Origin of the sequence: Legionella gratiana (assembly GCF_001467695.1) — a bacterium.
Lineage (GTDB): Bacteria > Pseudomonadota > Gammaproteobacteria > Legionellales > Legionellaceae > Legionella > Legionella gratiana.
The window spans coordinates 318,058-331,937 of record NZ_LNYE01000022.1; the positions used below are offsets into that span (position 1 = coordinate 318,058).

The following is a 13,880-nucleotide window of genomic DNA, read 5'->3' on the forward strand; positions in this document are numbered from 1 at the left end:
ATTTGTAAAATTTGAGGAAAAATATAATTCTTTCTACTATAATTTGTTAGATGACATGTGTACTTTTTTATCAGTTTTAAATCTGTATTTTCTACGATTTATTTATGTAATAAAACTTCAAACAAATGGTTATAAAGGGATTTTATTATTTAAATATAAGGAGATAATCATGGATCATAAAGCTATTAATGAATTAATCGAACGCGCAAAAAAGGACCCCAAATTTTTCCATTCTCTTGTCTTTGAACCCGAAAAGGTATTAGGTTCACTGGATAATTTGGATAGGCACAGTCGAGGAAGCATCGTATCAGCAAATGTAGAATCGCTTTTCGCAAATATACTTGGACTTGATGGTTGTGGTAACACTTGTTCTAGTAGTTGCGATAATACGTGTGGCCAAAGTTGCGGATATACAACAAACATTGCCTCAGTTGAAAAACTAAAAGGTGGCATTTATTTTTCTCATCTGAAAGATGCACTGGAAGGGTGTGGAAATACGTGTTCCAGCAGTTGTGATAATACCTGTGGCGAAAGCTGCGGATACACAACCAACCTCACGCTTGAAAGAGAGAAAATGACACGGGCAGCTGGTTCCTGGGAAGGCGGCTCCGCGTTAGAAGGTTGCGGTAATACGTGCAGCAGTAGCTGTGATAATACCTGTGGTCAAAGTTGCGGCTACACAACAAACTTCCAAGGAAAATTTGGCGGAGGTGGAGGCGTTCGTTAAAATCGAACGATATTAAACCTCTCTGGCAAGTCAAGGAATTGGCTTGCCAAAATCCCTTCCTAAGTAATCGTAATCAAGGAAGATATCATGGATAAAAAACAAATGACTCAATTGCTTGATCAGGCTAAAAAAGATCCTGAGTTTTTTCATAAACTGGTGTTTGAACCAGAACAGGTAATTAAAGAATTAAGGAAAAAAGATCGATCAAGTAATAAGATAATGCTGAATACGAACCTTCACACTATTGTGCAAAGGTTAATAGGTACTATTCCGTTAACAAGAGAAGATAGTAACAAAACCCCTTATTTTGATTGTCCACAAACTTGCGGAGAAACTTGCGCAGAAAATACTTGTGGCCCCACCTGTGCGTTCACGACAAATACTAAAGAAAGAATGCAAACTGCCGTGATGGAATCAGCGAGATTTAGTGGCGGCTATTTAATATGTGACGAAAATGTGACATGTTGTTGTACTAGTGGAACTTGTGGCAGCACTTGTGGCGGCAGTACTTGTGATGTGACTTGTTCAGGTGATAGCTGTGGTTCTACCTGTGGAGACAGTTGTGGTTACACCTCGCATCTCCAAATGCGGTAAACAAAATTTACGAATCCGTTAGGGAACAATTATGGCATATATTGAACACGTTAACGATCCTAATAATTTTTTAAATAACAGTGTAAAAGATGTTGATTATGCAGATTATCTACGCTCTTTGGCACTGGAGCCCGAATTACGTGGCCCTTGGGCATCTGTTGGCAAAACTGATCGAATACAAGGATGGAAATTACACATCTCCACAATACCCGGAGAGACAATTCAATTATTGAACTGCGTTATTCCTTGTCTTTTAAGGCATCAAGTGCCTTCTTTTAAAATTGCAAGAGATACGATGACTTTAGGCTACCTCAATGAAGGGGAGTTGGGCAGGACGCAAATAGGTAAATTTATGACGATTTACCCTCAGGATGACAAGCAGGCCGTACAATTAGCCCAAGAACTTGTTCCATTAACTCAAGGGATGCATGGCCCGCGCATTATCTCAGACATGCGATTGGGTGATATTGTTTATACGCGGTATGGCGGTTTTAATCCGATTATTAAACGAGATCGACTCGGATTAATACGACTTATGATCTATGCACCCGATCAATCACTACGAATCGATGAATACCAAGTTCCCTTCAAATGTCCTGAAGGTGTAGAAAACCCATTTAAAAATTGGCGACTTGAATTAACACAGAATGATGATTTATCTGAATCTTTGCACATTGTCGATGGAAAACCCACCAAATTATTTGGTCCTGGTTATTTAATTTTGGACATTCTGCGCGATCAACCCAAGGGGGGGGTTTATCAAGTATTGGATTTACGTTGCCAAAATTCTGTCGGATTAAAAATTCTTAAGCAAGGCAAACAATTCTGTATGACCGACCATTACAACAGAGATATGCGCACCCGGTTACAACGGCAGGCTGAACTGCACGCTAATCTTAGCCAATATCTTCCTATTCCTTCTGCAGATGCTTACTTTGAAGTCGAAGGAGATGGTTATTTACCACTAGAGTGGATTGAAGGAAAAAGCATTGAAACTTTCGCCGTGCAAACCTTAGATGGATCCAGCTTTGGCACTCTCCCACTTGATAAGAAAATGTTATTACTCAATTGGTGTCAAAAACTAATACGAGTTGTAAGTCAACTGCATAAGAAAGGCTATGTGCATCGGGACTTAACCGCATCCAATATTTGGCTTGCTGAGAATGGTGCACTTTATTTGCTTGATTTAGAGTTATGCCATGCTATAGATGACCCATCCCCTGCTTTTGGGCTCGGTACGGCTGGTTTTATGTCACCCCAACAAGCAAATCGAGAGGCTCCTGCCATAGCTGATGATTTATATGCTATTGGATGCCTGTTGTTGTTAGTATTAACAGGTATCGATCCCCGTCGTATTGTTCATCATAATGATGATCAATTGTTTGCTAGTTTACAAGAAATAACTCAAGGCGCCCCATTGCCGTTGCTGAAAATTATAATAGCTTGTATTAGTAATGATCCAACGATACGTCCTTCACTTGAAGTTATTTCGTCTGTGCTTACTCAGTCCATTTCGGATTTAAAGCCAAAACGTGCACCAACAAAAAGTCAGAAAGAAGCATTACTCACTCAAGAAGAACTCCAAGACCTATTAGTACAGGGTACTCGAGGTTTGTTGCAATCCGGCTCCATTCAATCTGAAACAGGGCTTTGGTTATCCATATCCCTAGAAAATGGAGCTCAACATCAGACAAAACACCGCTATACTCAGCAATATGAACACCGACGAAGTGCAAACCGCGGTGTGGCGGGTGTTGTTTATGCGTTGAGTCGTTTGGCTCAATTTGGATTTTTGCCTCAAGAAGGCCAGATACGAACTCAGCACGCTATAAAATGGTTAATTTCAAATCAATATACCGTCGATAGTGAATTACCTGGATTACACTTTGGTACAGCTGGAGTTGGTGTTGCTTTGACTGAGGCGATATCTACTGGTATTCAAACTTCCGATGAGTTGCTGATTAAAGTAATTCATACGTGTTTGGATAAAACTGTGGACTGGCCTGACATCACTCATGGTGCTGCAGGTCAAGGAATAGCAGCAATGTATTGTTTCGATCGCTTAGGCATACCGTCCTTTCAAAAAAATGTAGCGCAGTGTGTTGATTATTTAATTACAAGTCAGCGAGCTGATGGTTCTTGGATTATGCCAGAAGGTGTGCCTGGAATGTCAGGAGAAATTTTATCTGGTTTTGCTCATGGTGTTGCAGGCATCGCTTATTTTTTAGCTGAATTTTCTCGACGAGAAAATGACAATACCGGGTGGACAAGTACTTTACGCGCGATAAATTGGCTACAGCAACAGGCAATTCATCAGAAAATAGATAGGGACTCCGTACTAACATGGACCTACAGCACAAAAAATCCTGCTAGATGGCGCTGGTGGTGCCATGGTGGTCCAGGCATTGCATTAACTTTTTTACGGTTATATGAATTAACAGGTGAAATAGAGTATGCGAATTTAGTTCGCCAAATATTAAAAGTTCATCCTGTCAATTTGCGCTATCCTAATCTGAGTCAGTGTCATGGTTTAAGTGGATTAGGAGATATTTATTTGGAAGCGTTTCGTGTATTAGGTGATGAAGAATGGCTCGAAAGAGCAGCATTTTTAGCAAAATTTCTATTTGCAATGAAACAAACAACGGAAACCGGAGCATATTATTGGTTAACGGAAGACCCTCACGTGGCTACGGCGGATTTGATGGTAGGAAGTTCTGGCATTCTGCATTTTTTCTTACGATTACTCCATCAAGGCAAACAAATAGGAGTACCTTTATTGCTGAATCCAGCAAATAAATAAGGAGAACAATGATGAATAAATTACAGTTTGGTGAGTTTTGTTGGAGTGAATTAGCTACCTCTAATATCATAGCCGCAAAAGAGTTTTATCGGCATGTATTAGGTTGGCAATATACTGAAGAAGCCGTAGGCGATATGATCTACACGTTATTTAGAACGAGTACAGGTGATCAGTCGATAGGAGGGATTTGGGAAATACCCAAAGATCAACAAGATGAAATTCCACCTCATTGGATGGGGTATATTTTGGTAGAAAATATAGAAGACACATTGGCCAAAGCAATCAAACATGGCGCAACGGTAAAAGTACCGGTTACTAAAGTCAATGATTTTGGTCTATTTACAGTTGTCGCCGATCCAACTGGTGCTCATATCGCTTTTTGGCAAACAATAAAAAGTTAAAAAATCTACCCAATTATGAAAATACTCAAAAAATAATCTATTATATAATTAAATGTTGTAACTTTGATGTGTGTTGTATGTCTTTCAATATGTCTTTTAATAATAGATCTAATGAGTTCTATTCCCTTAATCAACTTGATGATAACACTAAAAAAATTATAATCGATATTATTAGTGGAGCTAAATCATCCCAATCTGATGCTTTAATTATTGCACAAAATGGTAAAATTTTAGGAGCGTATTTCTCAAGACCGCACGTAGGATCTATCGAGGCCATGTCTGTTACCAAGTCAATAGTTAGCCTGGGTATTGGGATATTATATGATGCAAAGTTGATTTCATTGGATGATCCGATTTTTCGGTTTTACCCGGAATGGAAGCAGGGAGAAAAGAAATTTATTACGGTTCAGCAATTACTGACGCATACTTCCGGTATTCAGGCTGATCCAACAACTAAAGAGATTTATGCTTCTCCAGATTTTGTGCAACTCGCATTAGCCGCAGAGCTCAGTAACCATCCTGGAGAAATGTTTTTCTATAATAACAAAGCAATCAACTTATTAGCTGGTATATTTAAAAAAATATCCGGCTTGTCTATGGATCACTTTATCGAAACAACATTATTTAAGCCCATAGGAATTACTGATTTTACCTGGATGAAAGATTCTGCTGGCAATCCTCATGGTATGTCAGGACTGCAAATTAAAGCAGAAGATTTGCTTAAAATTGGTGAATTGATACTTAATAACGGCATTTGGAACGGCAAGCGTATTATTAGCAAAGAATGGATTCAATTATCAATGAACCCAGAACCACTCTCTAATCGCATAGCAAATGGAATCTATTATATGTGCGGTTTGCTTTGGTGGGTAAAGACGCAACCAACGATGTATTTTGCTGAAGGATATCTAGGTCAATACCTTGTTATTATCCCTGAAAAAAATATGGTAGTAGTACGCCAGATACATGCAACGCAAAACATGCAAAAAAATACATTCCCTGATTTTTTTAACCTAGTGACACAATTAGCTGCTTAATTGCACTACCCAGCAATTGGGTCTATATTGGATAATAGACCCAAACATTAGGTTCAATATAAGTTCCCAGGTTATTCATATAATCCATTTTTACTGGAGTCAATGCTTCTTTTATCACATAGTCGCCATCATTAGGGAACTTGACTCCAGTCCATTGCTCCCACTGCTCTATGGTCGCTGTAATACAGGCTGAGCGATGACAGATATTTATAAGATGGGCCCCGAGAGAACAATGAGTTCTTAGCCAAGGATCAAAGATTAAGCCCTCTTTTTTCCATGTTATATATTGCTCTATTGGAATTAAGGGATACATGCTTTTTAAATTAGGTCTAGCAGGAACAATGAGCGACATTAAATCATGAGTAATCGCAACTCTTTTTAAATAGTGAAGAAGTATTTTGCTTATTCCTTGATTTCTATCAGCAGGGGCAACCGTAATTGAAAGAGCACCTAGGGTGTTTGCTGAGCGAATATTCTGTTCTCGCTTAAGTCCTGTATCCATTATCCAGTTTAATCCCTCATTGGGAAGTTCAGAAAATGAGTTAGTCCACGTTAAAGGTATGGAATTAGCTATACCAATAAGTTCTCTCTCTTCATTAAGCAAACTGATTTGAAAATCGGGATAGCGTTCATAAACTTTAAAAATAATCTCATCGGATAAGCGCAAAAAATCGGGCCAAACTTTTTTTCTCAACACACTTATTTTATCAAGTAAATTTAATTGCTCTTTGCCACTAATAATATATGTTTTTTCTTGCAGCGATCTATTGCTATTCATAACATACGCTCTGCCTGTGTCAATAATGCATTCCACCATTCAACCATTGCCTCAATGGCTTGATTTGCACCATGGGTTACTTTTATTTTTCGAATAACTTGCTTCTTACTTACTGTATTTGAGGAGTTATCTTCTGTTGCACAATTAACAAATTGGCCTAAGCCATCTTTATGTCCTTGCTCAACCCCATTTAAATGCATATCGTGAAACGCTTTTAATCGTGATTTCTCCCATTGCTTTGCTCTGCGATTTACTACTTCACGAGAAATATTAAGAAATACCTCATGTTCAAATATTGCTGCAGTTTCTGTTGCATACATTGCTCCTAAGGTACTGGAAGGACATGTAGAAATTAATTGCGCAATCGTATCAAAGAATTTTGTAGTAGGAAGAAATTCAACACGTTTATCGATATCAGTTCCTATTTCTGCGAGTGATCGTTTATAAAGAGCAGCATGGTTTTTTTCCTCATCCAAATTTCGTTGCAGCTCTTCGTAAACCCCTTGTTCTTGCAATAGCTTTGTCGTATCTGCAGCTGTAGATAAAAAACCTGTATTACGCGAAGAAAATTGATAATGCTCCATCATCAGCCACTCTAAAGCAGGCTCGGAAAATTTCTTCAAATTCAGTAGTTGGCTTTTTACTGTAGCAGTAAACTGCTCGTTGATATGGTCGATGATTCGGGTTAGTTGAGTCATAACAATGCATCCATAAAAGTTAACAACACGTTAAACCTTATTTGTTACTTCTGTTTGAAGCTTGATAACTAGAGCTATAAGCGCGAGGACTGATATAATCCATCTTCATTTTTCCTTGCTCATTTTTGGATTGAGCTCAATTATTGTTAAAATAAATATACATAGCTAGCTATTTAATAGTCAAGCATTATTTTGGGATACATCTTATATGCCTTTTAAAATTGATGAACATACAGGGATCTTAATCAAAAAAGCCGCTAGGCTTTTTGAGCAAGTAGCCAATAAAAATCTTGATAAACTTGGCGTCACTTACGCCCAAACCGTTTTTCTTGTACGTCTTTGGGAAAAAGACGGGCAAAACCAAATAGAACTCGCAAAAAGCGCAGGCTTAAAACAACCCAGTGTGGTTAGAATACTCGATCGTATGGAACGAGATAATTTGATTACTCGTGTTCGGAATAAAGAAGACAGGCGTGTATTCAATTTTTACCTTACCGAAAAAGCAAAAGACGCATGTAAGAAACTTGAAGATCACGCAAACGAGATGCATGGTATTGCCACTTTTGATGTTGCTCAAAAAGAAATAGAAGAATTAAATCAATTGATTACAAAAATTATTAGTAACTTACAAAATTTCTTGGAGAAATAATAAAAACTGATTCGTGAGTATTAGCTAAAATTCCAGGCAATTCAACAACGATTTATTAAAGAGGTTGCTTTTATTTGCAATTTATTTGCATGACCTATAATTATACTTAATTAATAAACAATAAATGGCCTGGAATTTAAAAATGGAAAACTTATGGGAAGAACAGTTATACAAACAGATGATAAATAAACTAGGTCCTAAGAAGGGAAAAAAATTTGCTGAAAAATACCTTCCTATTTTACCCATGAGTTATTGTGAGCAACACTCTGCTGATGAGGCATTAAGAGACCTCTTACAAATTGATACATTATCGTTACAAAATCCATTAATGATTGATTTTTTAGAATCACCACGTACTGAATTCCCTTTACACATTATGGTCTATCGCTATGGCAGCCCTATACCGCTATCTGATATTTTACCAATCATTGAAAACATGGGTCTGCGCACTTATACAGAACGACCTTATCGAATAGAAGTTGATCAAAATCAAGTGATTTGGATTAGTGATTTTAATGTCACTTATACTCGATCTAATGTACTTACCCTCGATAAAGTGAAAATTATATTTAATGAAGCTTTGATAAAAATTAGTACCGGTATTTGTGAAAACGATGGTTTCAATAAACTGATTTTAGCAGCAGAATTATCTTGGCGTGAGATTATTATCATTCGAGCATATGCAAAATACATGCAACAAACCGGGTTTCGCTTTAGCAAACAATATATCGAGAAAACCGTTGACACCTATGCGGTAATCGCCAAAAAGCTCATTCAACTTTTTTATTTAAAATTTAGTTTGAACCAAAATACTGCACTTCAAGAAGAAAAGATTGCCCTGGAGCATGAAATTCAAACCGATATTGATGCAATCAACAGCTTAGACGAAGATCATATTATTCGCTATTTTTGGTCTTTAATAAAAGCGACTTTACGTACAAATTATTTTCAGCTTAATTCTAAAGGGCAATTCAAGGAATACTTATCATTTAAACTTGATTCAACAAAAGTCCCTGATTTACCACCAGGGCAGCCTGTATATGAAATTTTTGTCTATTCTGCACGTTTTGAAGGGATTCATTTACGCAGCTCCAAAGTAGCACGTGGCGGTATTCGTTGGTCGGATCGTCCTGAAGACTTTCGTACGGAAGTTCTCGGACTTATGAAAGCTCAGAAAGTAAAAAATGCGGTAATTGTACCTTCTGGAGCTAAAGGAGGATTTGTCTTAAAAAAATCATTGCTTTTGCTTGATCGTGACCAGATAAAGCAAGAAGTAATTTATTGTTACCAATCTTTTATTAGAGGCTTACTTGACCTTACCGATAATCTTATTGATGATCGTATTGTTTCACCCCCAAATATCCTCTGCTATGATGATCCAGATCCTTATCTTGTAGTTGCTGCGGATAAAGGGACAGCAACATTTTCTGATATTGCTAATGGAATTGCCAAAGAATACAACTTTTGGCTTGGAGACGCTTTTGCTTCCGGTGGCTCTGCGGGATATGATCATAAAAAAATAGGAATTACCGCTCGTGGTGCCTGGGAATCAATCAAACGGCATTTTCGCGAACTGGATATTAACATCGAACAACAGGACTTTACTGTTGTTGGCATTGGCGATATGAGTGGTGATGTATTCGGAAATGGGCTAACGTATACCAATCATTGTCTCTTAATCGCGGCATTTGATCATCGCCATATTTTTCTTGATCCCACTCCAAATCCACTGCAATCTTTTACAGAGCGTATGCGCCTGTTTCAATTACCCACCTCCTCATGGGAAGACTACAATCCAAAACTTATTTCAAAAGGTGGTGGTATTTACAAACGAACAGTCAAATCGATCACCATTACTCCTGAAATAAAAAAAGCACTTGCGATTACCGATAATTCACTTACGCCCAATGAATTGATTCGAGCCCTATTAAAAGCACCTGTTGATTTATTATTTAATGGGGGTATTGGGACCTACGTTAAGGCCTCAACCGAATCACATGCTGATGTAGGAGACAAAACCAATGAATTTTGTCGTGTTAATGGAAATGAATTACGTTGTAAAATTGTAGGAGAAGGAGGAAACCTTGGTTTTACTCAACTAGGAAGAGTGGAATATGCGCTTAATGGCGGTCTGATCTATACAGATTCAATTGATAATTCAGCGGGCGTCAATTGTTCTGATCATGAGGTCAATATTAAAATTCTACTCAATCAGGAAATGAACCAAGGGAAACTTACTGAAAAAAAACGCAACCAACTACTCACTAAAATGACAGAAGAAGTCGCGAAACTCGTTTTGCACGATAATTATAATCAAGCACTGGTCTTAAGCTTTTCTGCGACGAATACCGCATCTTATAGTGGTTTATATCAAACATACATTAAAGAACTAGAAGCAGTAGTCCATTTAGACAGAAATGTTGAGTTTCTTCCTGATGATAAACGACTTTTGGAACGTAAAGCGTCTGGACAAGGGTTAACACGCCCTGAACTTTCCATTATTATGGCCTATACAAAAATTTATATTACCGGTGAATTATTAAAATCTAATTTACCTGATGATCCCTATTTTAACACCATACTTGAAACCGGTTTTCCTTCATTAATTAAAAAAAATTATGTAAAAGCAATGGAGAAACATCGATTACGCCGTGAGATTATCGCAACACAACTAAGCAATCAGATTGTGAATGCTGTGGGAATCACATTTATATATCGTTTACACATTGAAACCGGACAATCAATCGCAGATATTGCTCGTGCTTATACTATTGCTGCCAAAGCCTATCAAATAGAATCCCTACACCAATTGGTTGATTCACTTAATTATAAGTTACCTGTACAAACTCAATATGAATTGCTTCACCATATCCGACAATTAATGAATTTAGCAACTCGATGGTTTTTACATCATAGGCGTCTTGAAGGTAAAATAGGTCAAAATATAGCTCATTACAGCAAATCAATTAGCAAACTTGAACTATTAATCCCTGATTTAATGGCCGGGATTACCCGAGAGTATCTTGATAAAATAGTGGTCCAATTTTTAGATATAGGGTTACCTGAGAATGCTGCTCGAAAAATTGCTACGACTCGTGCAATGTATACATTGCTCAATATCATCGAAGTCGCTACCCAAAATAAATTCGATTTAAGAAGAACTGCAGAAGTTTATTTTAAAGTGGGCAGTAAATTTAGTTTAGTATGGTTTCGCGATCAAATAGGGAATGATTCTCAAGAAGGTCATTGGAATAATCTTGCTCGTTTATCCTTGCGCGATGAATTAGATAACCTGCAACGTCGATTAACCATTGTCATTTTAATTCATGATCAGAAAAATCTTGATGCTGAAGAACTGATTTCCTACTGGTTTACCAAAAACAAGTTTATTCAGCAACGCTGGGAACAATTGTTGGAAATGCTATTAGACAGCCCTAGCATTGACTATACTATATTCTTCATCGCCCTCCGCGAATTATCTACATTGATTAGCTCAGAAAAATAAGTGCCTATCTTTTGATATCAAATTATAAAAACAAAGCAATAGGACATTGTTTTTTTAGGCGTATTAATGTTACTTTGTCGTCTGAAATAAATAACATGAGTTAAATAATAGATTGCCAAGGAGTTTATGATGGACGAAGAAAAGAGAAAAAATGCCAAGAAGAAAATTGCCAATGCTAAGAATCTTCAACATTTTGCCTCAAAAGAAGCTATTGAAGAGTATCAAAAAGGCATTAATTTATTGTTACAAATTTCCATTAAACATTTAGAAGATATTAAAGCGATTGTTAGTGCTTATTATGATCTAGCCACCCTTTACTTTAATACAAAAAATTATGCAAATGCAGCTCGATGTTATGTAGAAGCGATAAACCAACTCCTATCAACTTCATTAGACGATGATGCTTATCGAAACTTAACTGAATTATACATTGATTTAGCAGATGCTTGTTATGAAATGATGAATCAAGTGGCCGGCGATGAGGCAATGACTAATGCAATAAAAGCATTTGGATTAATTCGACAGAAAACATTTGCAGAGCAACAAATTGGTGATCCAATCGCTCATTTCAATGAATTTCATGCTTATTATGAAAAAAAATTATCCACAAAATCATATCTAAAGTCGGCTAAATTTATAAATCATGAACGTTTGCTGGGTGAACAACAAGTTGCAAGGCACCAAGAACAAGCGCTTTTCGATCAGTTTGAAAGCATATCCCTTAGTGAAATAGAGCACATTGATCGCAGTCTTGAACAGATGTTATCTCAATTGTCTTTATCAGCAACGCCACCGACTTTTAGTCCGATTTCTCTAAATGAAACACCTACTGATAATGCTTATCGCGGAATGGCAATGCAATTTTTAAATTTGGCTAAATCTTATATTCAAAATAAACAAATTCCAGATGCAATTACCACCTATCAGCAAACAATTAAAGCGCTTAATGCCATCAAATTACCCCAAGAGAGCGACTATCAAATTATTCAAAGCCTAACACAACAAATAGAATACTTACAACGTAAGCCTAGTTCATCGCAATCTCATTCTTTTACACCCACACCTCAATCCCACCAAACACCTGCAACTACTACTGGAATAAACTTTTTTGATCGTAGAGCATATGAACCCTCATATGGAGCTGCGACACAGTTTCATTCTTTTAATGAAACAAATGAGGAAAAGGAAGAAGAATATGATGAACATAGAATGTGTCTATAAGACGTAATTCATCAATTCTATGCCCCGGTACATTATCTTGAGAAATACCGGGGAACTTTAATATATTAACTTCGAAGCCTCTACCTCAAATACTAAAGCGTTTATGAATTCACGCGCACTTGTCTTTCTGCATAATTGTGCGGATTGTCCCGACCACATAGACATAAAATCAATGTTTTGTTCTTCCTTTGCTTTTTTCCGCATTGCCGTTGTTAAGACATTTTGAATAGGATAGTTAAGAATATTCATGTTCTTCCTTAACCTGAAATCCATAAAAATATTTTACTCCATTAACATACAAGTGGTAACCTTTAACTTAGAAAAGCAGTTGGGTCTGTAGCGAGCATATTCCGTACCCATAGCTTGTACAGTAGGACTCAACTGCTTAACCTTACTGGAATTTATTTAATATACTGCAATGTCTACATGAGTTAGGAGAACACTATGAAAGCACAAACAATATCCTCTTTTGGCGATTGTTCCGTTTTTGAAACGATTGAACTTCCCAAACCTACAATTAAACCAGGTTATGTTTTGATTCGTGTTGAAGCAACTAGTGTTAATCCTGTTGATTGCAAGGTACGCGCTGGAAAATACAGTCAAATTTCTCCTCCATTTCCTGCAATTCTGCACAGTGATGTAGCCGGAATTATTGAAGAAGTTGGGGCCAATGTTACCGAATTTTCAGTAGGTGATGAAGTTTATGGATGCGCCGGTGGATTTAAAGAGGAAAGTGGTGCATTAGCCGAGTATATGCTTGCTGATGCACGATTAATTGCTAAAAAGCCTAAGACATTGAGCATGGTAGAAGCAGCTGCCTTACCCTTAGTTACTATCACCGCTTGGGAAGCATTGTTTGAAAAAATAAAAATTAAACCAGGGCAAAAAGTATTAATCCATGCTGGAGTTGGTGGAGTTGGACATATTGCCATTCAGTTAGCAAAATGGGCAGGTGCTGAAGTATATACCACTGTATCTTCTCTAGATAAAGCAGAAATTGCAAAATCGCTTGGAGCAAAAGAAGCCATTAATTATAGAGATGAATCGGTTCAAGATTATGTTGCTCGATTAACTCATGGTGTCGGATTTGATGTGGTTTTTGACACCGTTGGCGGAGACAACCTTAACCAATCATTAGCTGCAGTTTCTCTATATGGGAATGTAATCAGTATTCAGGCCTCAGCCATATACGATCTTTCACCCTTGCATGCAAAATCCGCCAGCTTACACGCTGTTTTTATGTTATTACCTTTGCTTCATAATCTACAGCGTGAACGTCATGGATCGATTTTAAAACAAATTGCAAGTCTTGTAGATGATGGTTATTTGAAACCACTTATCGATCCCCATCTTTTTTATTATGAGAATGTTGATAAAGCACATGCTTTACTTGAGTCAGGAAAAGCAATGGGTAAAGTTGTTGTACAAGCGTACTAAATAACGTGAGTTCGACATAAACGGCATAGAAAT

Annotated in this window: 12 protein-coding genes; 9 read left to right on the forward strand and 3 right to left on the reverse strand. The window is 37.3% G+C overall.

What is annotated here, in order from left to right; genetic code table 11:
* The 5 genes from Lgra_RS09290 to Lgra_RS09310 all read left to right on the forward strand — a co-directional run.
* The coding region (locus Lgra_RS09290) for a hypothetical protein (RefSeq protein ID WP_238584410.1) at positions 1-727 on the forward strand (727 nt) is incomplete at its 5' end.
* Positions 728-814: 87 nt separating this feature from the next.
* Positions 815-1,321, forward strand: a complete 507-nt coding sequence (locus Lgra_RS09295; protein WP_058498974.1) for a hypothetical protein — start codon at positions 815-817, stop codon at positions 1,319-1,321.
* A gap of 31 nt (positions 1,322-1,352) precedes the next feature.
* Positions 1,353-4,121 (forward strand): class III lanthionine synthetase LanKC N-terminal domain-containing protein, encoded by a 2,769-nt coding sequence (locus tag Lgra_RS09300; RefSeq protein ID WP_058498975.1) that lies wholly within the window; start codon positions 1,353-1,355, stop codon positions 4,119-4,121.
* Positions 4,122-4,132: 11 nt separating this feature from the next.
* A complete protein-coding gene (locus Lgra_RS09305; protein WP_058498976.1) occupies positions 4,133-4,522 on the forward strand; it encodes a VOC family protein in 390 nt (129 codons plus the stop codon).
* On the forward strand, positions 4,501-5,559 hold the full coding sequence (locus Lgra_RS09310) for a serine hydrolase domain-containing protein (protein ID WP_131743535.1): 1,059 nt from the start codon (positions 4,501-4,503) through the stop codon (positions 5,557-5,559). Before Lgra_RS09305 ends, Lgra_RS09310 begins: the two co-directional genes overlap by 22 nt.
* 22 nt (positions 5,560-5,581) lie before the next feature.
* On the opposite strand, the gene Lgra_RS09315 is transcribed toward Lgra_RS09310, so the two are convergent.
* Together Lgra_RS09315 and Lgra_RS09320 are read right to left on the reverse strand one after the other, a co-directional pair.
* Positions 5,582-6,337, reverse strand: a complete 756-nt coding sequence (locus Lgra_RS09315; RefSeq protein ID WP_058498978.1) for an N-acetyltransferase — start codon at positions 6,335-6,337, stop codon at positions 5,582-5,584.
* Positions 6,334-7,035: a DUF3865 domain-containing protein gene (locus Lgra_RS09320; RefSeq protein ID WP_058498979.1), complete on the reverse strand. Its 702-nt coding sequence runs from the start codon at positions 7,033-7,035 to the stop codon at positions 6,334-6,336. The genes Lgra_RS09315 and Lgra_RS09320 overlap by 4 nt, the downstream gene beginning before the upstream one ends.
* A gap of 208 nt (positions 7,036-7,243) precedes the next feature.
* Here Lgra_RS09320 and Lgra_RS09325 point away from each other — a divergent pair, with 208 nt between their 5' ends.
* From Lgra_RS09325 to Lgra_RS09335, 3 genes are all read left to right on the forward strand, one after another.
* Positions 7,244-7,684, forward strand: coding sequence for a MarR family winged helix-turn-helix transcriptional regulator (locus tag Lgra_RS09325; RefSeq protein ID WP_058498980.1), 441 nt, complete (start codon positions 7,244-7,246; stop codon positions 7,682-7,684).
* Between the two features lie 142 nt (positions 7,685-7,826).
* Positions 7,827-11,189, forward strand: a complete 3,363-nt coding sequence (locus Lgra_RS09330; protein ID WP_058498981.1) for an NAD-glutamate dehydrogenase — start codon at positions 7,827-7,829, stop codon at positions 11,187-11,189.
* Between the two features lie 129 nt (positions 11,190-11,318).
* Positions 11,319-12,410, forward strand: a complete 1,092-nt coding sequence (locus tag Lgra_RS09335) for a tetratricopeptide repeat protein (RefSeq protein ID WP_058498982.1) — start codon at positions 11,319-11,321, stop codon at positions 12,408-12,410.
* 57 nt (positions 12,411-12,467) lie between these two features.
* On the opposite strand, the gene Lgra_RS09340 is transcribed toward Lgra_RS09335, so the two are convergent.
* Entirely contained in the window at positions 12,468-12,659 is a 192-nt protein-coding gene (locus Lgra_RS09340; RefSeq protein WP_420795201.1) for a hypothetical protein, read from the reverse strand.
* Positions 12,660-12,854: 195 nt separating this feature from the next.
* On the opposite strand from Lgra_RS09340, the gene Lgra_RS09345 reads away from it, so the two are divergent.
* The gene (locus Lgra_RS09345) at positions 12,855-13,847 is read left to right on the forward strand and encodes a zinc-dependent alcohol dehydrogenase family protein (RefSeq protein ID WP_058498984.1); all 993 of its coding nucleotides are present in this window, start codon (positions 12,855-12,857) and stop codon (positions 13,845-13,847) included.
* The last annotated feature ends 33 nt before the right edge of the window (positions 13,848-13,880 follow it).